The 22,846-nt window shown below is 39.4% G+C and carries 18 protein-coding genes and 1 tRNA gene; 8 read left to right on the top strand and 11 right to left on the bottom strand.

Annotated elements, in window-relative coordinates; all coding sequences use genetic code 11:
* The first annotated feature begins 354 nt into the window (after nt 1-354).
* A complete protein-coding gene (locus tag CDC33_RS16525) occupies nt 355-2,265 on the top strand; it encodes a hypothetical protein (RefSeq protein ID WP_109009386.1) in 1,911 nt (636 codons plus the stop codon).
* Between the two features lie 2 nt (nt 2,266-2,267).
* Here CDC33_RS16525 and CDC33_RS16530 read toward each other — a convergent pair whose 3' ends face one another.
* The 3 genes from CDC33_RS16530 to CDC33_RS16535 are packed head-to-tail and all read right to left on the bottom strand — an operon-like array spanning nt 2,268 to nt 4,210.
* Nucleotides 2,268-2,855 (bottom strand): Uma2 family endonuclease, encoded by a 588-nt coding sequence (locus tag CDC33_RS16530; RefSeq protein ID WP_109009387.1) that lies wholly within the window; start codon nt 2,853-2,855, stop codon nt 2,268-2,270.
* A gap of 24 nt (nt 2,856-2,879) precedes the next feature.
* Entirely contained in the window at nt 2,880-3,020 is a 141-nt protein-coding gene (locus CDC33_RS38825; protein WP_181374035.1) for a hypothetical protein, read from the bottom strand.
* A gap of 2 nt (nt 3,021-3,022) precedes the next feature.
* Nucleotides 3,023-4,210: a tetratricopeptide repeat protein gene (locus CDC33_RS16535; RefSeq protein ID WP_181374036.1), complete on the bottom strand. Its 1,188-nt coding sequence runs from the start codon at nt 4,208-4,210 to the stop codon at nt 3,023-3,025.
* 318 nt (nt 4,211-4,528) lie between these two features.
* On the opposite strand from CDC33_RS16535, the gene CDC33_RS16540 reads away from it, so the two are divergent.
* The 5 genes from CDC33_RS16540 (at nt 4,529) to CDC33_RS16560 (ending at nt 9,865) form a co-directional block, all read left to right on the top strand.
* Nucleotides 4,529-5,818: a proton extrusion protein PcxA gene (locus CDC33_RS16540; RefSeq protein WP_109009388.1), complete on the top strand. Its 1,290-nt coding sequence runs from the start codon at nt 4,529-4,531 to the stop codon at nt 5,816-5,818.
* Nucleotides 5,819-5,941: 123 nt separating this feature from the next.
* Nucleotides 5,942-6,418, top strand: a complete 477-nt coding sequence (locus CDC33_RS16545) for a hypothetical protein (RefSeq protein WP_109009389.1) — start codon at nt 5,942-5,944, stop codon at nt 6,416-6,418.
* Between the two features lie 334 nt (nt 6,419-6,752).
* The gene (locus tag CDC33_RS16550) at nt 6,753-7,622 is read left to right on the top strand and encodes a polyphosphate kinase 2 family protein (RefSeq protein WP_109009390.1); all 870 of its coding nucleotides are present in this window, start codon (nt 6,753-6,755) and stop codon (nt 7,620-7,622) included.
* Nucleotides 7,623-7,718: 96 nt separating this feature from the next.
* Entirely contained in the window at nt 7,719-7,934 is a 216-nt protein-coding gene (locus CDC33_RS16555) for a hypothetical protein (protein WP_244919249.1), read from the top strand.
* 434 nt (nt 7,935-8,368) lie between these two features.
* Nucleotides 8,369-9,865 carry a polysaccharide deacetylase family protein gene (locus CDC33_RS16560; RefSeq protein ID WP_109009391.1) on the top strand — a complete coding sequence of 499 codons (1,497 nt, stop codon included), beginning with the start codon at nt 8,369-8,371 and terminating at the stop codon, nt 9,863-9,865.
* A 728-nt stretch (nt 9,866-10,593) separates the two neighbouring features.
* On the opposite strand, the gene CDC33_RS16565 is transcribed toward CDC33_RS16560, so the two are convergent.
* From CDC33_RS16565 to miaA, 8 genes are all read right to left on the bottom strand, one after another.
* Nucleotides 10,594-10,665: transfer RNA gene (locus CDC33_RS16565), tRNA-Lys, on the bottom strand.
* A 62-nt stretch (nt 10,666-10,727) separates the two neighbouring features.
* Nucleotides 10,728-12,971, bottom strand: a complete 2,244-nt coding sequence (locus CDC33_RS16570; protein WP_109009392.1) for a PAS domain-containing sensor histidine kinase — start codon at nt 12,969-12,971, stop codon at nt 10,728-10,730.
* A gap of 325 nt (nt 12,972-13,296) precedes the next feature.
* Entirely contained in the window at nt 13,297-13,860 is a 564-nt protein-coding gene (locus CDC33_RS16575; protein WP_109009393.1) for a hypothetical protein, read from the bottom strand.
* Nucleotides 13,860-15,107 (bottom strand): glycoside hydrolase family 10-like protein, encoded by a 1,248-nt coding sequence (locus tag CDC33_RS16580; RefSeq protein ID WP_109009394.1) that lies wholly within the window; start codon nt 15,105-15,107, stop codon nt 13,860-13,862. Before CDC33_RS16580 ends, CDC33_RS16575 begins: the two co-directional genes overlap by 1 nt.
* Before the next feature lie 248 nt (nt 15,108-15,355).
* Nucleotides 15,356-16,828, bottom strand: a complete 1,473-nt coding sequence (gene glcD / locus CDC33_RS16585) for a glycolate oxidase subunit GlcD (protein WP_109009395.1) — start codon at nt 16,826-16,828, stop codon at nt 15,356-15,358.
* A 26-nt stretch (nt 16,829-16,854) separates the two neighbouring features.
* A complete protein-coding gene (locus CDC33_RS16590; protein ID WP_109009396.1) occupies nt 16,855-17,232 on the bottom strand; it encodes a HEPN domain-containing protein in 378 nt (125 codons plus the stop codon).
* Nucleotides 17,222-17,587 (bottom strand): magnesium transporter, encoded by a 366-nt coding sequence (locus CDC33_RS16595; protein ID WP_109009397.1) that lies wholly within the window; start codon nt 17,585-17,587, stop codon nt 17,222-17,224. The genes CDC33_RS16590 and CDC33_RS16595 overlap by 11 nt, the downstream gene beginning before the upstream one ends.
* Before the next feature lie 496 nt (nt 17,588-18,083).
* Complete coding sequence (miaA, locus tag CDC33_RS16600; protein WP_109009398.1) at nt 18,084-18,989, bottom strand: tRNA (adenosine(37)-N6)-dimethylallyltransferase MiaA; 906 nt, start codon at nt 18,987-18,989, stop codon at nt 18,084-18,086.
* A 263-nt stretch (nt 18,990-19,252) separates the two neighbouring features.
* Between miaA and gyrB the strand changes: the two genes are divergently transcribed.
* Both gyrB and CDC33_RS16610 read left to right on the top strand, forming a co-directional pair.
* Complete coding sequence (gyrB, locus tag CDC33_RS16605) at nt 19,253-21,190, top strand: DNA topoisomerase (ATP-hydrolyzing) subunit B (RefSeq protein WP_109009399.1); 1,938 nt, start codon at nt 19,253-19,255, stop codon at nt 21,188-21,190.
* A 254-nt stretch (nt 21,191-21,444) separates the two neighbouring features.
* Nucleotides 21,445-22,053: a fasciclin domain-containing protein gene (locus tag CDC33_RS16610; RefSeq protein ID WP_109009400.1), complete on the top strand. Its 609-nt coding sequence runs from the start codon at nt 21,445-21,447 to the stop codon at nt 22,051-22,053.
* The last annotated feature ends 793 nt before the right edge of the window (nt 22,054-22,846 follow it).

The raw sequence follows: 22,846 nt of genomic DNA on the forward strand, positions 1-22,846 counted from the left end.
TATTACATCGGTAGGGGCGCACAGCCAGCTGTGTGCCCCTACAAGTATCTGTTTAATTATTTATTTCTGTACCTTATCTATGCGGAAACTGCTATAGAGCCAAGCCATTGCATTGTTCGCCTAGCGTCTCCCTCAAGAGAAGACAGGTTTCACATTGCAGGTAATGGAGTCCCAATTTTATTCGCCAGGACTGGACATATTTTTACAAAATTTAGATGCTTTGATATTAAATTCAAGACATTGGCTTCATTATAGTATTCAAAATAACTATACTATTCAACCTGACTTGATAAATTGCTAATTACACAAACAAAATAAGGCATAGCAAATTTATACTAGCGGGTAAATTTTCTGATGACTATTCCAGAACCGATTAAAAAATTTATTACATGGATACAAGGTTTTGACCATCGGATTTTACGAAATGAAGATGATGTAAAAGAAAAGTTTATTTTCCCAATGTTTCACTATCTCTGTTATCCAGAAAAATGTCATCATGAATACCCTTTAAAAACATTTAAATCAGAAAATAGCTATATTTATTATATTCAAAATGATATTCAGGAACAAAATACTGGTAGCTCACTTGTTTTTATTAAAGTAATAGAACCTCAAACAGTTAAATTAAATGATGCTCTTGAGAAAGATAATTTTTACATTAATCAATTTAATACGCTGTTTTTTATTATCACTAACGGATATGATATTAAGGTATTTAAATGTATACATTGCTATAAAAATGAATTGATTTTTGATATAAATATAGATAAACTTAAAAGTAATGATATCGCTTCAAAATTTTATAATCAACTAAACTTTGATTGTGTGAAAAACATCGATAATACAGCCAACATTTTAAAAAACACTAAATATAAATTAATAGAAAAATTAATTAGACACCATCCAGATTTACAGGATGTTTTAGAAAAATATGATTTTGAGCCTTGCGCTAATAGAGAAGGCTACCGCTTGGTTATTGTAAGAAAAAAAGTAGCGATCGCATGTAATTTACCTAAAGCTTTTGGAGAGGGTAATTGTGAAATAGAGTTCAGCAGTCTCATTTTAAGAGGTCTAAAAATCCACTTAAATCATCAAGATATTTTAGGTCAATTAATGACTGGATTGCACACTCAGCCAGATTGGGGATGTCGTCGGTTTTTTAAACAGTTAAATAAAAATACTTTTGAGGTATATTTAGGTAAAACAACTTTAATTTTATCAGACTTAGAAGTAGCAGATTTGTGTTTTTGTATTGATGGAGTTTGCCAAGAATATAAAAATTTAATAATTGAATTTGAAAATGCTTTAGAAACATGGAATTATGAATTTGTAAAATTTACAGAGAGTCAAGGCTTTATCCTTTTTTCTGTAAGACAAGACTTATGGGAGTTAATGCAGCAGTTTGTTAATGAATTTGATTATACTAAAGGCAAGTCAGAATGGCATCTCTTCCATAGAAAAGATATATCAATTCGAGTAAGCCTGGGAATTCGCGATCATACATTTATATTACCTAAACTTGATAGAAGATTAGATATATTGCCTAATAATCAAATTAATATCATCTATGAGCTAAGTGATGTTAATCTAAAATCTATTGAGACAGGTAAATTAGCCTTATGGCAGCAAAATATTGGAATACAAGGAACCTGGACAGCTAGATATACCAAACAGTGGTTATTAGAGAAATATATACCAAAAGTTATTAATTATTACTCAGTAAAGTCTCAACTATCGGAAGCTGAATTGCTAACCAAAATCACGACTTACACAAGTGAACGTGTGCTTATTACAGAAATTGATAATCTCAAAGATTTAGTCCCTTATCTTCGTGATATACAATCTTGGCTAAATATATATATAGAAAATATTGTTGCTGCGCTCTTGAAACCATATTATCAAGCCTATACTAATCTGGTGCGTAATACTGATTCATCCATAATAGGCATAGACTATATTATAGGAAATTTGCGTAAAATTGATTGGACGAATAGGCAAGAAGAAATTTCTAACAATTTCACAGACTGGAAAAACTTAACTTTTAAACATGCTATAGATTGCTTAGATAAGCAAGTAGCAAGAATAAATAATTGTGAATACGAGAATAGTTTAAAGGCAGATTTAATAACTCGGGCATTTATTTGGATTATTGAAAATGGGAAAATTTCTTTTTCGCAAGCTCAATTAAATGCTGCTAAACAGGCTTTGCTGCCACTTTGGGAAGAAAGTCGCTTTCAAATGCGCCATGTATATCCTAATCGATAAAGTTACATAATCTGGTCTAAATGCAACACAAATCCAGGTAGCACATTTTCTCCTGATAAACTAGCAGGATTGTCTAATATCTCTACATCTTTACCTGGACGATAAATTTCTACTCGCTTATTTTTTCGGTCGATTAACCAGCCTAATTGAGCGCCATTTTCGATATACTCCTGCATTTTCTCTTGCAATTCTTTCAAAGAATCAGTACGAGAACGCAACTCTACTACAAAATCAGGACAAATTGGGGCAAATTTTTCTTGTTGTTCTGGGGTTAAAGCATTCCACCGCTCAATTTTTACCCAAGAAGCATCAGGAGAACGTTCTGCACCATTAGGTAGGGTGAAACCGGTTGAAGAGTCAAAAACTTCGCCTAAATTAGTCTCAGAGTTCCAAATATCTAATTGAGTGGTAATTTTAACATTACGTTTGCCAGTATCACTACCTGTAGGTGACATAATTAATATTTCCCCTGATGCTGTGCGCTCAAATCGATAATCACGGTTTTTCTGACACATTTGGAAAAATTGCTCATCAGTTAAGTCAATTTTCAATTTGAGTGTAGAAGGGAAAGTGGTTGTCGTGGCGTTCATAGGCTATTGTGAGCATCTTACTTTCTAGTGTAGTGCTGTGTGGAGAGCGATCGCACTTTGCCTCAACGCTTGCTTTTCAGGAATTGGTGCAGCCTTACCCAATCTTACCCAATATAATCTGCCGAGAAGGCGGAATAATATGTATCCTGTCCAATGCCATCTCACACCTACATCAACTCCATCTCTTGCAACCCGTGGCGTAGTCTCTTCGCCTCTTCGGGATTATACCTTTCATGAAGGGCGATCGCTTTTCTAAAAGCTGTTAAACTATCTTGATGATTGCCAACTTTCAGCAACACTACTCCTAAATTTTGATAGGCTTCGGCATAGTTGGGATTTAACGCGATTGCATTTTGATAATATGCGATCGCATCTGTAAATAAACCCAAAGCTTTAAATATCATCGCCAAATTATAATGTCCAAAAACAAAATTAGGGTCAATCTTCAAAGTTGTGGCGTAAGCAGTTTTTGCACCGTTTAAATCTCCTGCTGCTTTGAGTAAGTTACCCAAGTTGATGTATGCTCCTAATTTGAGCATGGGGTAAATTGGCAATTTGATCGCAGCTTGATAATGAGAAATAGCCTGTGGGGTTTTTTGCAACCGACTGTAGGCAATGCCTAAATGATAGTGGAGTTCATATAAAATATCGTAGTTTTCTTCAGCAGTAGTAATTCCTCGTCTAAGCAACTCCATACCTTTGGTAATTTTCCCTGTTTCCACATACAATGCCCCTAATTTACTGCAAACATAGGGGTCATCAGGATGACTAACGAGAAATCCTTCCATTGCTGTAGCTGCTTTGGCATATTTGTTATTTTGAGCGATCGCACTTTTTTGATATCCTACGTGTAAAAGTGCCACTCCTGGTAAATAACCTACTTGCCAATGAGGTTCTTTGGCTATAATTCCTGACACGCTATCATCCACTAAGGCATGATAAGGACGATCAAAACAAATATCTGGATGATTGCGGAACAGCCGGGAAACCAAAGAATAGGGAGATTGTTCTGCACCAATTTCGTGGCGGACGAGGTTGATGAGCAGGTATTCATCTCTTGCGATCGCCTCTCGCAACTGCGGTATAATTGTTGGTGTGAGAGTTTCATCAGCATCTAATACCAGAATCCAATCTCCAGTCACATATTTTAGAGCTGCATTGCGAGCAGCACTGAAGTCATTACACCATTTAAAATGATAGACTTTTGCACCCAGTTGTTGGGCAATATTAGGAGTGCGATCGATTGAGCCTGTATCCAAGACTACCATTTCATCTACCACTTTTTGGACACTGCTCAGGCATTTAGGCAGTGTTGCTGCTTCATTTTTCACAATCATGCACAGACTGAGTTTCATATTGCCAATAAATTATGGTTCAAATTTTTTGCTTCTAGTGACCAACTTTTATTTTGTGCCGATATAGCATCAGACCATCATAAGGCGAGTTTTTAACAAAGGACAGTCATTAGTCATTGAGCATTAGTTATTTCTTCCCTGCCCCCCCTGCCCCCTGTACCTAATCCTCTAATACGTGTAGACTCGAAATCTCGAAATAATAAATTTATCTAATATATCTTGTGTAATGATTAATAAAAAATATTATTTTAAACTAGATATTACCCATTTTTAATGTTTATATAACTATTATACGCATTATATAGAGAATCATATATAATGAAAAACCCCTTCGCCAGAACTGCAAATTTATTTCGCCAAAATCTCAAAGATTATTTGCGATCGCTTAACGTTTGGTTTTTAGATACACCAGAAAGGGCACTTTTAGAAGCTCAACAAGCCGCTCAAAGAATTAAAAACATTGAGATAGAACATTTTGACGGCAAGAAAATATCTTCACAATCAGTAAATTATACTGAAAATGTGATGTCTTATTGGCAAGGATACCTCGATAAGAATTTAACTATTATCAAAGTAAGACTTATAGAGTTTCGCCTTAGTCGAAAAATTTTAAATATCTCTAATTCTGTATTGTTAGAAAATCTGAAAATTATTGATGAAGTTGTAGAGAGGTACGCTCTCAAAGATGAATTAATTAGCAACAATGCATTAATATCAACTTCTCAACAACTACAAGTTAACCAAGACCAAATCAACAAACAGTCATCATTTAATATTAATAACAATATTCAACCTCAACCTCCATCTCTACAAGCTAGATTATTATCGAGGTTTAGGGGTCAAAGACTTAATAGAATCAAAGCAAATTTGGTACCGCAGACGGAAGAAGAGTTCGTTAGAAATTACCGAATTTCTAAGAATAGAACAAAAATTTCTATTAGATTTATACTAACGTTAGTTATTGTACCCTTTTTAACCCAGCAATTATCTAAGAATTTTTTAGTATATCCCATATTAGAAAGAAACAGAGAAAACAATATAACCCAAATTTTTATCAATTCTGATATGGAAAAAGAAGCTCTCCATGAATTGCATAACTATCAACAAAGCTTGAGGTTTGAATATTTCCTAAATCTAGCCCCACAAATTTCTTCAGAAGTAATAAAAGAAAAAATAAAAGACAAAGCCATTGAGATAGCTGAGGAATTTCACATAAAATATAATAGTGTTATTAGTAATGTATTTGCTGATTTAATATCATTAATTTCTTTTAGTATAATTGTCATTATAAGCAAAAAAGAAATTGTAATTGTGAAATCTTTTATAGATAATATTGTTTATGGATTAAGCGATAGTGCCAAGGCTTTTTTAATCATTCTTTCTACAGATTTATTCGTAGGATTTCACTCACCAGAAGGGTGGGAGGTTATTCTTGAAGGATTAGCAGCACATTTAGGACTACCAGACAATAAAACCATAGTATTTTTCTTTATTGCCACATTTCCGGTAATTTTAAACACTATCTTTAAATACTGGATATTCCGCTATTTAAGTCTCTTATCTCCGTCGGCATTAGCTACATTAAAAGAGATGGATGAGGGTAATTGATAATTTGTAATGACGCTCGTTCCTCTCTATGAGACGCTATGCTAACGTAATTCATAATTATTTTGGCGTATTTGTCTCCTGATTCGCTAGGCTATTTATATCCTGGTTCTTCTGAAGCTTACTATGGATTTTGAAAGCAAAGCTAATGCCCCAACTCCTACAGACAACATAGAGTTTGCTCAACCAACTATTAGCCGTAAGCCATTAGAATTGCTGCGAGATACTGAGGCTTTGCTACGCCGCCCAACCGTAGCTACATTGTTGCCGATTTTACCACCAAAACTAAGAAATAAATTCCAAGCAACGTCATCTTTGGCAGATGATTCTTTTAAGGAATTGGCAGAAATTGACCTAGACACTATTAGTGATTTTGAACTGCGACATGCACGCATTAGTGTTGGCTTAAGCTTTGTTGGTTTTGGGGCGCTGATGATATTAGTACTGCTGCTGTACTTAAACACGTTGCGTCCTGAACTCAGTACGGGTGAGCAAATTCGGCAGTACTGGTATCAATATATTTGGTTTGTCAGTTTGGGTGTTGCAGGGATGTTTATGTTGGGCCGTGAAGCGATGCGTCCTATGCCAAGGCGACGGAAGTAAAAAAAGCAGGGGAGCAGGGGGGATGGAAAAGAGGAATTGGGGCAGGGTGCGCTTTGCAGGGAAAAAAGTTTCCTCTTTTCCCCCTGCTCCCCTGCTTCTTCATTCCCCTCTGCCTCTTATCAAAATAGCAAGTGCTGAGTAAACGTAATTCGTAATACCTTACGGGTTCGCGTAGCGTTCCGCAGGAAAGGGTTGTCTACGAGATGCTGCACTTACTTTGCTTAAGAGTAGAGGTACGCTTACGTCATTAAGTTTTATAACAGGAATTTAGAAAGAACCACAAAACTTATCGATGATGAAGAGGGATTTAAACTCCCAGAATTGGTTAAAAGTTATGAATCACGATGCTTTCATTGTTCCACCAGGTTCAAAGATTTCTCTGAAAAAAAACTATGATCCAGCCTATAAGACTGAGTTTCATGAAAAAGCTGATGCTGCAACTAAATTACAAGTAGATGTTGAAAGGCTAGCAAATTACCAAAATATTCTCTACGCTCAAAACACATATTCTTTGTTAATTATTTTTCAGGCAATGGATGCTGCTGGTAAAGATAGCACAATTAAACATGTGACCTCTGGTGTGAACCCGCAAGGATTTCAAGTGTTTAGTTTTAAGGGCCCCAGTGCGGAAGAATTAGACCATGACTACCTGTGGCGAACAACTAAGGCTTTACCAGAAAGAGGTCGAATTGGAATATTCAACCGTTCATACTATGAAGAAGTATTAGTGGTTCGTGTCCATCCAGAAATGCTGAAAAAGCAACAACTTCCCCACTTACCTGAAGGGAATAAGATATGGAAGCAGCGTTTTGAAGAAATTAATAATTTTGAAAAATATTTGGTAAATAATGGTGTGATTGTCCTGAAGTTTTTTTTGAATGTCTCAAAAGCAGAGCAGAAAAAACGCTTCTTAGAACGGATTGATTTTCCTGAAAAAAATTGGAAGTTTTCAGATAGCGATGTCCGAGAACGAGCTTTTTGGGATGATTATATGAATGCTTATGAAGAAATTTTTAACAATACTAGTACAGAATGGGCCCCGTGGTATATTATTCCTGCCGATCGCAAATGGTTTACACGCCTGACTGTTGCCAATATCATCTGCACAAAATTAGAAGAACTAAATCTGCAATACCCGACAGTTAGTGAGGAACATAAACAGCAACTTTTACAGGCAAAACGCATTTTAGAACAGGAGGATTGAGTTATTCTTTTAATAAAAAAAGGGTTAGGATAACATATATTTGGATTAAAGACGAAAAGTTTTATATTTATTAATGATTTTTGTAACTAAAAAAGTTTGTCTGATGGTGAGAGCCAAAAAATCATAACTCAGATGGCAGAAAATGCCAAAAACCATCTACCTCACTTTAAGAATGCTGCCTTTGATATTGTGGCGATCGCAGCCTCAGCAGGCGGTCTAACTGCTTTAATTAAAGTGCTATCAACTCTACCTCCAGAATTTACAGCCGCGATCGCGAATATAGATAGAATATGTTCGATGAAATGGAATTAGTAAGTTATCATCATACTTTTGAAACAATAGTTAATTCTTTAAATGATAATTGCTTTGTAGTAGAACGCCTAATTGAAACTACCCCAAATGATTCAATAAGGAATAAATATCCAAGATTTTATGAAAGGACTTCTAATTATCCATCATTCTGTGCCATAAGTGCAATCTATCTACCTAACCAGAAATGAAGCCTAGCTATCTTTACTTGGTGCATCCGCAGAACGTAAACAAACTTTATCAAAAAGTAGAACACAAAGATGCGAATATCTGGGTAGACTGCACTGATGATTACTAGACTTGCCTGAGTTCGCAGTTATTGAAAATGACCTAAAAATGTTATGGCTCAGGGTATTTACTATATTTATCCTGAGTCAAGCACTATTAGATACTTTCGCAAGTTTTTATAGATATAACTTATTTCGGAGCAACTAGAAATGCTTTCCTTCCCCATGACTCATACTCCTTTGCCCGAAATCATTGATGGCTTGCCGAATATATCTGGTTGGGAAACAGAGGTTCTCTCTGTAGTTAACCATAATCAGCCAGTATTTTTACCAACAACAAATATCCGCTTAGAAGATGTAAATGCTGTGTTTGCGATCGCCTTACACATGCACCAACCAACTATACCTGCTGGAAATGGTGGTACACTCATCAGCAATCTGCAATATATGTTTGAACATCCTCATGAAGGGGATAACCACAACGCAAATCCTTTTGCCCATTGTTACAGCCGCATGGGAGACTTGATTCCTGAACTTGTCAGTCAAGGTTGCAATCCCCGTGTGATGTTGGATTACTCAGGTAATCTTCTGTGGGGACTGCGACAAATGGGACGCGATGATGTGCTCGATAATCTTAAACGGATTACTTGCAATCATACTTACCAACCTTATGTAGAATGGCTGGGTACAATGTGGGGTCATGCAGTTATTCCTTCCACACCCATAGCAGATATTAAATTGCATATAATTGCATGGCAACATCACTTTGCGGCAATTTTTGGCTGGGAAGCATTAGCGCGAGTTAAAGGATTTTCACCCCCAGAAATGCATCTACCAAATCATCCTGATGCTCTCTTTGAATTTGTGAAAGCGCTGAAAGAATGTGGATATCGCTGGTTACTCGTTCAAGAACATTCTGTAGAAACAATTAGCGGTCAATCTCTTACCCACAAACATTTACCACATCGTTTGGTTGCCCGCAATTCTCAAGGCGAAACAATTAGCATTACAGCCTTAATTAAAACCCAAGGTTCGGATACTAAATTAGTCGCACAAATGCAACCTTATTATGAAGCAAAAACATTATCGAAACAACAGGTTGGGAGTGTTTTTGTACCACCAATAGTTAGCCAAATTGGAGATGGTGAAAACGGTGGCGTGATGATGAATGAATTTCCTAGCGCCTTTAAACAAGCTTGGTGGGATATGGTCAATAACGGCGGCGGGAAATCAGGTGTAGTTGGGATGTGTGGTACAGAATATTTAGAATTAATCGAAGCTGCTGGATGCAAACCTGAAGACTATCCAACTTGTCAGCCAGTGGGACAACATCAGATTTGGGAGCGAGTTTCATCAGATAATATTCAACCTGAAGCTGTAGAGAATGCCATTCAAGAATTAAAGCAAACAAACTCTAATTTTCATCTGGATGGAGCCTCCTGGACAAATCATATCAGTTGGGTAAAAGGATATGAAAATGTGTTGTCTCCTATGTATCAACTAAGCAGTTTATTCCATCAAAAATTTGATCCATTACAGCAATTTGACTCAGCAGAACCTGTTACCAGACAATCTCATTACCGTAACGTTCTTTTACATAACCTTTTGTTGGAAACCAGTTGTTTTCGTTATTGGGGACAAGGTGCTTGGACTGATTATGCGCGGGAAATTTATCAACGTGGCGAAAATTTATTGCAGATAAATTGAACTAGGGACTGGAAGCTGTACAATAGACATCTCCAGAAATTAATTAACCTGAGTTCGGGTTAAGCCAGAAGCTAAAAAGCTTATTCTGTCAGGATTGAATAAAACTGGAATTGATCAAAGCAGGGATAAAAGTGAAATCATTTTGTCAATAAGGTTCACAAATGAAATTAATCTTAGTAATATGTCTTATTGACAATAGATGAAAACAGAGCTTTAGACCGAACAACGATAACTCAAGGCTTTTGAGGATTTCTTATCCCGAACTCAGGTTAACCCGAACTCAGGTTTTTTTAAGTGTTAACTGACGGGCGATTTTGGGAGACGTGAAAAAAATGCCTTCAGAACTATTGGTAAATCAAGAGTTTGAAGCGCAGAGTTTCAACACCCCTCCCAGCTAGAGGCGGGTTGAAAAAGTTGAAAAAATATATACCATCTTATTCGTAAATTAGCTTTTTCTCGGTATTAGCATTACTTTAAAAGCTTTATCGACTTTTTGTGACTGGTTCTCAATTTCGGTGCCAAGCTGACAGTTTTTAGGTGGGTTGAAAGGATAGAGCAACAGATTCTTTATTTGGAAGGACTGATCTCTGGCTCTATTTAATGAATAATTAATCCAATTATCAGTTACATCCACAAGAATAATACTGTCATACTTATAAAGATATAGCAGTATATAGATGTGACACCTAATATCTTAACAGTGACATCAATTAGTTAATGTACAAAAGTGGGTGACGAGGGATTTGAACCCGCAACCAATAGATTAAGAGTCTACTGCTCTACCGTTGAGCTAGTCACCCGCACGAATAACAATGATAGCAGACTTCTGACCATTTAGCCAGTGCTGCGCCCAAAAAACTAATTAAAGCGGGAATCTGATGGTGAAGGTGGTTTGACCGACTCCACTCTCTACATAAATTGAGCCGCCTAAATGTCTGACCATTTTCTGCACTAATGCCAATTCCAGTCCAGTGCCGCTATGTTTCCAAGGATCATGTTTGGAAAGGTGATAGAAAGGCTCAAATATCCGTGACAGCTCGTTGCTGGTAAGCTCTAGCCCAGAATTACTAATATTAAGCTCTACTGCGTCCTCTGTCAGGTGAGCAGAGACTGTGACAGACTCACCTGCTGGGGTATATTTGCAGACATGGTTGAGTAGTTCGGTGATAATCCTCTCCATATCTGTGATATCTGTCTCTATAAGCGGGAGTGCGGGATCAACACTCAGGTTTAACTGCTGTCGCTGGCAAGTGGTGAGGTCTCGAAAAGACTCGACAATGGGGTTAAGCCAGCTTTGTAAGTCAATGGCAATCAAAGTTGGGGGATCGGGTTCGGCTTCTAGATATGTGAGTGTGAGTAGGTCGTTAATTAACTTGCTTTCTCGCGCACACTCGTTATGCAGAATCTGCAAGAGTTGTGGAACTATTTCTATCTCTAATATTTCTGCTGGTGTGAGGACACTTTCGAGGGTTTGGACTGCAAGGCTGATGCTAGTTATTGGTGTCCGCAGTTCTTGAGACAGGTTTCTGAGAAATTGGTTTTTGAGCCGATCGCATTTTTCTAATTCTTTGACCTGTGCCTGGTTTTGTTTGTAAAGCTGGGCTTGACGAATAGCGATCGCACATTCATTTGCAACCTGCTGCACTAACTCGATTTCAAATTCATCAAATGCCTCTTGTGTCGGTCTTGTCAACCAAATGTTTCCCAAAATCCCTTGAGTATCGAAAATTGGACAAGCCATCTGGGACATAACCAACAACTTTGGTTGCCATCCAGGGACAATTTCCAAAAATTGCAATGGTTGTTTTTGCAACAGTGGCTGATAAACTTCAAGACGGTCTGCAATCTGTCTGGTCAATCCTTGACACCGAGGGAGGTTAATGCTGTGCTCGTAGGTAATGGTAACTAGAGTTTGACAGGTACTATAAAGTTCGATTTGGCAACGGTCAAGGTTGAGTAACTCTGCTAATTCCTGAGTTACTGTCTGCAACACCTGAGTTTCATCCAGACTGTCGCGGATTTGTTCTGTCATGCGTCGCACCAAGGCTTGAAAGTTTCGCACCTGCTGCAACTGATTTTTTTGTTTCTGTTTTTGCAACTCCAACTTTGCTTGGAGATCCTTGATTTGCTGACGAAGTTCTGCCTGTTGGGCAGCAATGCCGATTTGAGTTGCCAACTGAAGAGTCAAGTCCGTTTCTGTTTGCTGCCATTGACGCGATTGGTGGCAATGCTGGGCAATCAATAGCCCCCACATATCTTGCTCTTTGAAAATCGGCACGGCTAGATTGGCTCTCACCTGCAAAGATGCCAGAAAATCTATATGGCAAGGATGCAACCCAGCTGCATAAATATCTTCGACAACTTGAATGCAACCTCGCGCGTAGTGTTCTGGATGTTTGCCACTGAAGCAGGGATCAGTAATATTTTTTCCCAACAGGGGATCAGTCACAGTTGATTCGGCAATGATTACCCCACTGCCATCAGCCTCAAAGCGATAAATGAGGACGCGATCGCAATTCAAAAATTGCCGCAGTTCTATTGTTGTCTGATGCAGAATTGTCTCAAATTCTACAGATTGGTGAATTCGTCCAGCGATCGCTTCTAGCAGTTGTTCCCGTTCAACCTGGAGTCCAACTGCTTGTTCTGCTTGCTTGGTAGGAGTAATATTTCTACTAGTACCAATCAGTCGATAAATCCTGGAGTTAGCATCTCTTAACGGCGTGAGAGTCGTACTCCACCAAGTCTGAACCCCCTGGAATTGCAAACATTGTTCGTAAGAAATAGTTTTGCCGAATAGCACACATTCAGCATAATGCTGACGCACCTTAGCAGCATCGTTGGGGGAGAGAATATCCTCTGGTTTTTTACCCCGGAGATCATCTGAGCGAATGCCTATCCACTGCTCATGAGTGGGATTAAGTGCCACATATCGAAAATCTCCGTCCTCCAGAACATCAACTACAAATATTGATGCTTGCACAGAATCGTACATGCTCAGTAGAAATTGCTCACTACTACTTTTATCATCTACTTCTGTGCCGAAGAGAATCTGAGGTGGTGATAATTTTGTCAACTCCATAGTTGATTCCGTTGGATTTATATTCATGCGAGAGTCCCTGTCTGGTATTACTGACTCTTCTAGGCGCTCTCTTGTCGTTACGCTTGTAGTAGATGCACTTTAGCGCCTATAGCAAAGTATTGTCAGCTGTTGCTCATCGAAATTTGAATCTTTCTCTACTTCTTGTCAGAAATCTAGGAAAGCTAATGAAAGTCAGCTTAACAAATCCTGCTTTTTGAAGGCGAAAATACATTTGCAGGTTAGGGCAAACTTTAACAGTTTTTAAAGATTATTGCATATATCTAAGTGCAAACTTCAGTATACATCAATTAAATTTACAATTCTTAATATAGGGAATAGGGAGTGGGAGAACTCACAATCGCAACTTATGAGCATTTATTCCGGTGAGGATACCAACCAGCAGCCAAGTGATGGCTAATCCCATGACTTCGCCTAAGAATAACTGCATCAAACGATGTAAAATCATCCCGACAGCAGAACCCACGGGGACAGCAACAGCCCAACTCGCCGAAGAGACAAATATCCATCGCCACGCGTTATGCTGGGGAATTGCCAATGATTGTGCCAATCCAATGCCCAAGCCGCCAAGCGCCCCATAAACCGCCCCAGACAGGATTCTCAGGGGAAGAATCTGAGTGCTAGGTACTATCCAACCCACCGCACCAATACTAATCGCGGTGATAATACTCCAACCCAAAAGACTTGACAAAATCCACCTGATACAATAAATAGGTTCTTTGAGAAGACAACCTTGAGGAATTGCGATCGCAAATCCGCCGATAGCCGCCTCTACTACCCCAATATCAGGTTTATCGCCGACTTCGATAAACAGTAAACTCAATAAAAAACCGCCAAAAGTAGCGAAAGTCCAGAGCAGTATAAAGCTAAATCTAGTATTTTCCGGCGCGAATGGCATCAAAGTTTCTTTGGTTTTAATAGTCTGACAGTTTTAGCATTAAACAGATCAAAAAAAGCTTTGCGTCGCTGTTGGGGCGATTCGGGTACAATGTAACCCCAGAGACTCTCCCAGTAAAAAAAGGAGATCCCGTCAAAATTGCGATCGCGCACCACCTGAACTTGTTCTGTAATTTGTGCCATTTTCACCGGATTACGCACCGTTCCCGTTGATATCCCAATACCTACAGGAATTAGACTTTGAGCCAATTTTATCGATGATTGTTCCAGTTGAGCGATAAAAGAGTTTTTGTCATTTCGATATACCTGTAAAATTAACTCATTAACTAAACCTTTTTTTACCCAATTTTCCCAATCTTGCAAATAGTATTTGTAGGCAAAAGCTTGATAGTTAGGAGACAAAGATATTCTAACTTGGGGTTTTACTGCCTTGACAGCTTGATAGATTTCTGCCATAAAATCAGTAATTTTGTCTGCCCGCCACCGCATCCACTCTGGGTTAAAAGGATCAGTTGGGGGACTTTTGCCTTGATGCTCTTGCTGGTAGAGTTCAATAGTGAAGCGATCGTAGCCAAACTGTACCGGCATCCCAAAATGATCGTCAAGCTGAATACCATCCACATCGTAATCTTTGACTACTTCCAAAATTAGCCCTTGGATAAATTCTTGAACTTGCGGATGTAAGGGATTCAACCAAGCCACCTTACTTACCAAAACATTATCGATTTCTTCTGGTGGAGCATCTTGGGTAGACTTTATACCTTCTTGCCCAATTGTCAACCAGTCAGGATAACGCTTTGCTAATTGTGAATAATGTGGCGTCATAAACCCGTATTCAAACCAGGGGATCACTCTCAAATCTTTATTTTTTGCAAGTGTTACTATTTTTGCTAAAACATCCTGTCCACCGTGCATGAAGTTGAGCAAAGGTTGAGTTTCCGAACCTGTAGTCATTTTAGCTACAGCACTCTTATAAAAAGTATGTCCTCGGTTCCAAACTACAGGATAAATTGTATTAAAGTTGAGAGTCGATAATTGGTTTATAGCACGGTTAACACCCCAAGGAAAAAATAGTACACCACTCGCAACATTAGTGAGCCAAACGCCACGGATTTCTGTAGTTAATGGACTTATATTTTGGGAATAAACTGGCACTGAAGAGACTGAAGAGAGCGAAAAAACTGTTAAGGTGGCTACTAATCCCAAACACAGTAAGTAAGAAACACAACGGCGAGCAACCCGATTCATTTGTAAGCTTAACCTAGTGCGATCGGAATATATATAACTACAAAATAAAGTTGTAATCCTCCGGATGATGTAAAGAAATGATGATTCAGAATTCACGAGTCAGAACTCAGAACTCAGAATAGTTGAAATAATATAGAGCCAATTTTGGTTATGAATATACTTAAGATACCAAAACCTGATAAATTATGACTCCTAACTCTTAATTTTTGTACAGACGCGATTAATCGCGTCTCCTGACTTCTTTTTTCTTAAAATCTTTCCACACCTTCAAATTGCTTGAGTGCCGATGCATTTGCTGCTTCACCACAAGTTCGTGGTGTGGGGAATATCTTCTCAGGATTTGCTAACCCTTTAGGATTAAAAACTTGCCGTACCCATTGCATAGTTTCTAAATCAACTTGGCTAAACATCTGTGGCATATAGCACTTTTTCTCTGCACCGATGCCATGTTCACCCGAAATACTACCACCAACTTGCACACAAAGTTTAAGAATTTTTCCACCCATTTCTTCTACTTGTTCTAATGCTCCATGCACAGAATTATCATAAAGAATTAGTGGATGAAGATTGCCATCGCCAGCATGAAATACATTGGCAACCCGATAACCGTATTGTTCACTTAAAGTCTTAATTTCATGCAGAACATAAGGCAACTGAGTCCGAGGAATTACACCATCTTGTACATAATAATCTGGGCTTAAATGCCCAGCCGCAGCAAAAGCAGCTTTGCGTCCTTTCCATAATTTCAATCTGGTTTCTGGGTCAGTAGCAGAAGTGACATTTCGTGCCCCATTCTTTTTACAAATTTCAATAACTCGCTGCTTATTTCCTGCAACTTCCACTTCTAAACCATCAATTTCTATTAGCAAAATGGCAGTAGCATCGCGGGGATAACAATTAGTTGCTACAACGTCTTCAACAGCATTGATGCTGAAGTTATCCATCATTTCCATACCACCAGGAATAATCCCGGCGCTGATGATGTCAGAAACAGTTGCTCCCGCAGCTTCAATGCTAGTAAAATCTGCCAACAGTACACAAATTGATTCTGCACTTTTAAGAATTCGCAAAGTAATTTCTGTAGCAATTCCTAAAGTACCTTCGGAACCAACAAACACACCTGTTAAATCATAACCAGGCATTTCTGGGATTTGTCCGCCTGTATCGATAATTTCCCCTTCTGGCGTGACAATTTTTAATCCTAAAACGTGGTTGGTAGTAACACCGTATTTGAGACAATGTACGCCACCAGAGTTTTCGGCAATATTGCCCCCAATAGAGCAGATAATTTGGCTAGAAGGGTCAGGAGCGTAGTAAAAACCAGCACCACTAACAGCCTGCGTTACCCAACTATTAATCACCCCTGGTTGTACAACTGTCCGTTGATTTTCTAAATCAATGCTGAGGATTTGCCGCATTAATGAGGTAACAATTAAAACTGAGTCTTCTAATGGTAAAGCGCCGCCAGATAGACCAGTACCAGAACCGCGTGCTATGAAGGGGATAGAATACTGGTTGCATATTTTCACAATTTGGGCAACTTGTTCTGTAGTTCTGGGTAAAACCACCACAGCCGGACGTTGACGATAGCCAGTTAAACCATCGCATTCATAGGTAATGAGTTCTTCGCGGCGTTGCACCACACCATTTTTACCAAGGACAGCCTCGAATGCTTTGAGAATAGGTTTCCAGTTGCGTTGTTTTTTATCTTGGGTAAGCATAGTTTTTTAAAGTTTAAGGTAGATGTTTACAGATTGGTTAAAATTGCAATTACTTCCTCAGATGAATTTAAAGCCATTAACGTAATACCAGCCAATCCAGGAAATTTATCTACATAATCTGCTTGATTGCGATAAAGTCGTAACTTTACTAATTCTTTTGCTAACAATTGACGCTGTGGTTCGGAACTAATATCAAATTGGTCACTGACATACTTGTGAGCATTACCTGTTGTCGGAATTGAATGCCCTTGTTGATCGCGCAGGTAGTTTCGTGCTTCGATAAAAGCTGCATAGTACGCTCGACTGATGGCCGCACGAAACTTAGCTTCTTGATTGGCAGAAGTAGTTGCAGCACCTGCTAGCTCTTTAGCTACTTTAAGATACTCAGACCAATCAAAATTCATCTGGATATTCTAAAAGCGTAATTAACTGACTTCGTACCTCGTGTGTTGTATTATTTAACCACCAATCCAGATCCATTTGTTTTTGTCTTGTGATCGCATCATCAGGATCAAGCTTCATCAGAATAGATAATATCAGTAGCACGTAGTCGATGATTTCTGGATCTGGAACAACTTCCAGAAATAGCTGAGAGTCAGGGAAGTAGTGGCGAATTTTCTCAGGTGCTTCTAGCAGCACGGGAATGAGAAACGGATGTTTATCCAGAAATTCTAAAACTTCGGTGCGCTCTCGGAAGGTATATAACTGCTCAAGGGTTTCGATATTGGCGGGAGAAATGCTAACTGCGGTGTCTGTCATGGCATTTTACAGGCTGCTGTTGATGGCTGTGTTTACTATTGTTGCAAGAATAGCAGCTAAAGGGGGAGTGAAAGGCGATCGCCTAATTTGAATAAAGCAGATATGATGAGCGAAGTTTAACGCCTTCTTGGTATCGAGCTTCTCATAGACAGGTTGTCTGGAACGGTAATGAAACTTAACATCCTGTTAATTGCTGGCTTATGCTCTTCGGACAAAATTTGCTAAGGCTCTCAGCCCGACGCAGCTTATGCTGTAGTAATTCAGCAGTAAGAAGCATAAACTTGAGTGTTTCCGAGAAATTAATCGACTGGAGATGAACGTGCCGAACAGGAACGACAACGTGCCGAACAGGAACGAGAACGCGCCGAACAAGCAGAACAACGTACCCAATTACTAGCAGATAGACTACGGGCTATGGGCGTAGATCCCGACAATCTCTAGAACACTCACTGTAAAGGCGCAAAGTTTTTTGCGTCTTTGCATAAGTTTATAATTCTCAGGAAATTGTGCAATTTATAAACTCATTTATCCGATGCCAAACCTTTTCTAATAAATTAGGATCATCTGCATCAAACCATTCAATTTGTGGATAGGCTCGAAACCAAGTACGTTGTCGCTTGGCAAATTGTCGCGTATGTAAAATTGTTAATTCTTTCGCTTCATCTAAGGAAATATCCCCAGCCAAATATTGCTTAATTTCTTGATAGCCCAAAGTATTCAACAAAGACAAATCAACGCCATATTTTTGACTAAGATACTCCACCTCAGCAACCAAACCATTTGCTATCATTTGCTCAGTACGCTGTTGAATACGAGCAAGCAACTTTTCAACATCGCAATCTAAACCAATTTGCAAAATCGGATAATTGGGGGGATTCTCCCCTTGCTGTTCTGAAATCGGATATCCAGTAACATAATATACTTCTAAGGCTCTTAAAGTTCGCACTAAATCATTGCCATGAATCTTTTGTGCTGCAACGGGGTCAACTTGTTGTAACATTGCGTAGAGTTGTGGTTGACCGAGAGATTCAAGCTGCGATCGCAATTCAATCTGTGGTGCAACTCTCGGAATTTTCATCCCTTGGACAATTGAACGTATATATAAACCAGTGCCACCAACTAGAAACAGTGGTGTAACCCCAACAGAAGCAATTAAGGCTTGTGTTTGCTGCTGATAGTCTGCTAATGTCATCATATCTGCTGGATCGCAGATATCTATTAAATAATGCGGCACCAATTTTTGTTCAGCCACAGTTGGTTTCGCCGTCCCAATATCAAACTCACGATAAACTTGACGAGAATCAGCACTCAGAATTACAGAACCCAACCGCATCGCCAAAGCCAAAGCTAAACCAGATTTACCCGTTGCCGTCGCCCCACAAATCACAATTAATTTAGTCATTAGTCATTGGTCATTAGTTATTTGTTATGGGGCATTGGGCATTGGGCATTGGGCATTAGACAATGATTAATAGTTCTTCTCCCCCTGCCTCCCTTGCTCCCCCTGCTCCCCATGCCCCTCTTCCACGGCAGTGCAACCCCAGTATAAACTTCTCTAGAAAATGCCCTACAGACGCCAGCAAGGCTTTTGTGTTACAATTTTGGAGTGTTTTTACTTTTATTTGCCTTTAGGCGATTTCAACCCCACGCATCAGGAGAGTTTACATGACGAGCAGTTACAGTGCCGATCAGATTCAAGTTCTGGAAGGTCTGGAAGCCGTCCGCAAAAGACCAGGAATGTACATCGGTACCACTGGGCCGCGAGGACTCCACCATTTAGTTTACGAGGTGGTGGACAATTCAATCGATGAGGCTTTGGCGGGTCATTGCACTCATATAGAGGTGGATATTAACGCTGATGGTTCAGTGACTGTAACAGATGATGGTCGCGGTATTCCCGTCGATACTCACTCGCGCACTGGGAAATCGGCTTTGGAAACCGTGATGACGGTACTGCACGCTGGTGGTAAGTTTGGCGGCGGTGGGTACAAAGTTTCTGGAGGATTACACGGGGTTGGTATTTCTGTTGTTAATGCCCTATCTGAGGTTGTAGAAGTTACAGTTTGGCGAGATAAAAAGGTTCATCTCCAACGCTATGAACGCGGTGTCCCAGTTAGTGAACTGCAAGTCAAGCCTTACAAAGAAGCTAGAACTGGAACTTCTGTCACTTTCAAGCCAGATACCCAAATCTTTACAACTAGCATTGAGTTTGATTACATCACTTTATCAGGTCGCCTACGGGAATTGGCGTATCTGAATGCAGGTGTAAAAATTACCTTTACTGACCACCGTCTAGAACTACTAAAAAGCGATACAGCCAAGGTAGAAACCTACGAGTACAAGGGTGGGATCAAAGAGTACATTGCGTACATGAACCGTGAGAAGCAGCCACTGCATGAAGAAATTATCTATGTACAGGGGGAACGCAATAATGTACAAGTGGAAGTCTCATTGCAATGGTGTACTGATGCTTATACGGATAATGTGCTAGGTTTTGCTAACAATATTCGTACCGTGGATGGTGGTACGCACTTAGAAGGGTTGAAGGCAGTTCTGACTCGGACATTAAATGCGATCGCCCGCAAGCGCAATAAAATTAAAGAGAATGAACCTAACCTCAGTGGTGAACATGTCCGCGAAGGTTTGACTGCGGTAATTTCGGTTAAAGTCCCAGATCCAGAATTTGAAGGACAAACCAAAACCAAACTCGGTAACACTGAAGTTCGAGGGATTGTTGATTCTTTGGTAGGAGAAGTCCTCACCGAGTATCTAGAATTTCATCCTGCGATCGCAGACTCAATTTTAGATAAAGCTATCCAAGCTTTCAAAGCCGCAGAAGCAGCGCGTCATGCGCGGGAATTAGTTCGGCGCAAATCCGTACTGGAATCTTCGCCATTACCTGGTAAATTAGCAGATTGCAGTTCTCGTGATCCCAGCGAATCGGAGATATTCATCGTGGAAGGGGACTCAGCCGGTGGGAGTGCCAAACAAGGACGCGATCGCCGCACTCAAGCTATCTTGCCTCTACGTGGTAAAATTCTCAACATTGAAAAAACCGACGATGCCAAAATTTATAAAAATAACGAAGTTCAAGCGTTAATTACAGCACTCGGTTTAGGTGTCAAAGGTGATGAATTCGATTCCACTCAACTGCGTTATCATCGGATAGTCATCATGACGGATGCTGACGTAGATGGGGCGCACATCCGGACTTTGTTGTTAACATTCTTCTATCGATATCAGCGAGCGCTCATCGAACAAGGCTTTATTTATATTGCTTGTCCTCCACTGTTTAAAGTAGAACGGGGACGTAATCATGAGTACTGCTATAGCGATCGCGAAAAAGATCAAGCAATTGCTAAATTCCCTGCTAACGCTAACTACACCATCCAACGCTTCAAAGGTTTGGGTGAAATGATGCCACAACAACTCTGGGACACCACAATGAACCCAGAAACCCGCAAAATGAAGCAAGTCGAAATTGAGGACGCTGCTGAAGCCGATCGCATCTTCACAATTTTAATGGGCGATCGCGTCGCACCCAGACGAGAATTCATCGAAACCTATGGTTCTAAACTCAACTTCACCGATTTAGATATCTAATATCGATTCTCTAGCACGACTCCAATAATTTGTGACATTGGTAATGGGTAAAAACGTATTACCCATTACCTTTTTTATATCCAAAACCGCTATAAAAACTATCTCTTTGGGAGGATGTCAAACTACGAAACATGTAAATCTTCTGTATTAATATTTTTCAGACTACAAACTATGTCGTTAGATAAGTGACTATATCCATAAATTCATTAGATATTGTCAATAATTCCTTATTTAAATGGATTTTAGACAAAGCTATGAAAGTGAGCAAAGGCATAGTAAAAATATTGTTCAATATTATTGGCATAAGTAGCTTGGTTGCTTTATCTGCTTGCGCTCAACCTGTCGAAAGTCCTACAGTAACTGTTCCTCCCGTCACGCCAACTCCTACTGCCACCATTGCCACCCAAAATTTAGCAGAACTGGCAAAGTCAGCAGCCAGCCAGGGACAGTTTCAAACCCTCATCCGAGCAGTGCAAGCCGCAGGCTTAACTCAACAGCTTTCTGCACCAGGGCCTTACACAATATTTGCACCTACTGATGCTGCTTTCTCTGCTTTACCAAAAACTACTTTAGACCAACTCTTACAGCCAGCAAACAAACAACAATTAGTCAAGCTTCTGGCATACCACGTTATACCTGGGGGAATTACCTCCCAGCAATTGACATCTGGACAAGTTAAAACAGTTGAGGGTAGTCCTGTTCAAATTACAGTTGATCGTGCCAGCAATTCAATCACAGTCAACAACGCTAAAGTGACTCAGCCAGACATCCCAGCTAGCAACGGCATTGTTCATATAGTTGACCAGGTACTTCTGCCACCTAATTTTCCCCCAAATCTAAAAACCGCCCCAACACCACGGTAATTCAAGCATTGCTTACAATTTCCAGTTTTCGGTAGGGGTGGCTTTTAAACCTACCTCTAGCGAAAACTAGACGCTAACAATCGATTAAAAAAATTAGGTTGCTTTACCACGCAAGTGGTAGGTAAATGCGACATAACCATAAAAATTCTAAATTTTTCAGTTAGCAGACAACCATATAATTTGCTGATTGTCAATATTTTACAAAAATTCAATCTTCTGGTGTTAGCTAAACTACCAACTTTATGGAAGTTTAGTTAAGATGATACTCTTTGCACTGACTGGCTGATTTCTTTTGTCCACCAGTTAGAAACACATTTGTTATGCTTTAAGAAAATAACTGAATCTCATCTATCAAACAGCAATTAATAAGTATTTTGAGGATTTCTCATAATAAGATGACAAAAAATTACTTAAACATAAGTATTGAAGTTTACAGATTACTTACGTAAATCAAGTTTGTAACCAAATCATCTAGGCAATCTTCTAGGTTCTCTTTATTCGAGGTAATGCTTACTGGAAGCGGACACCATCTGGCAGTAAACTTGTTAATATCTTCATGTACTGCCGCAGGGATCGCTATTGTATCGGATGTATCTAATGAACTTTTGCCTTAAATAAAACTATATTGGCGAGTTCGCAGGACAAATTCTTTTTGTATTGATTAAAATATCCTTGTATACAATAAGAAAAGTTTGTCAAGTTTCATAGGGCTGAAATCGCCACAGTGCGCTAACGTGTGAATAAGGCCAAATTAGTTAAACCTAAATTGATCTGCTATCAGGTCGATCTGCCA

Origin of the sequence: Nostoc commune NIES-4072, from assembly GCF_003113895.1 — a bacterium.
Taxonomy (GTDB): domain Bacteria; phylum Cyanobacteriota; class Cyanobacteriia; order Cyanobacteriales; family Nostocaceae; genus Nostoc; species Nostoc commune.

Bases quoted from the DNA above. Each gene is read 5' to 3' on its own strand.
- glcD (WP_109009395.1), bottom strand. From the start codon at position 16,828: ATGCTTACCCAAGATAAAAAACAACGCAACTGGAAACCTATTCTCAAA.
- CDC33_RS16580 (WP_109009394.1), bottom strand. From the start codon at position 15,107: ATGAATCGGGTTGCTCGCCGTTGTGTTTCTTACTTACTGTGTTTGGGA.
- CDC33_RS16530 (WP_109009387.1), bottom strand. From the start codon at position 2,855: ATGAACGCCACGACAACCACTTTCCCTTCTACACTCAAATTGAAAATT.
- CDC33_RS16550 (WP_109009390.1), top strand. From the start codon at position 6,753: ATGAATCACGATGCTTTCATTGTTCCACCAGGTTCAAAGATTTCTCTG.
- CDC33_RS16540 (WP_109009388.1), top strand. From the start codon at position 4,529: ATGAAAAACCCCTTCGCCAGAACTGCAAATTTATTTCGCCAAAATCTC.
- CDC33_RS16525 (WP_109009386.1), top strand. From the start codon at position 355: ATGACTATTCCAGAACCGATTAAAAAATTTATTACATGGATACAAGGT.
- CDC33_RS16610 (WP_109009400.1), top strand. From the start codon at position 21,445: ATGAAAGTGAGCAAAGGCATAGTAAAAATATTGTTCAATATTATTGGC.
- CDC33_RS16560 (WP_109009391.1), top strand. From the start codon at position 8,369: ATGCTTTCCTTCCCCATGACTCATACTCCTTTGCCCGAAATCATTGAT.
- CDC33_RS16575 (WP_109009393.1), bottom strand. From the start codon at position 13,860: ATGCCATTCGCGCCGGAAAATACTAGATTTAGCTTTATACTGCTCTGG.
- CDC33_RS16590 (WP_109009396.1), bottom strand. From the start codon at position 17,232: ATGAATTTTGATTGGTCTGAGTATCTTAAAGTAGCTAAAGAGCTAGCA.
- CDC33_RS16570 (WP_109009392.1), bottom strand. From the start codon at position 12,971: ATGAATATAAATCCAACGGAATCAACTATGGAGTTGACAAAATTATCA.
- CDC33_RS16535 (WP_181374036.1), bottom strand. From the start codon at position 4,210: ATGAAACTCAGTCTGTGCATGATTGTGAAAAATGAAGCAGCAACACTG.
- CDC33_RS16545 (WP_109009389.1), top strand. From the start codon at position 5,942: ATGGATTTTGAAAGCAAAGCTAATGCCCCAACTCCTACAGACAACATA.
- miaA (WP_109009398.1), bottom strand. From the start codon at position 18,989: ATGACTAAATTAATTGTGATTTGTGGGGCGACGGCAACGGGTAAATCT.
- gyrB (WP_109009399.1), top strand. From the start codon at position 19,253: ATGACGAGCAGTTACAGTGCCGATCAGATTCAAGTTCTGGAAGGTCTG.
- CDC33_RS16595 (WP_109009397.1), bottom strand. From the start codon at position 17,587: ATGACAGACACCGCAGTTAGCATTTCTCCCGCCAATATCGAAACCCTT.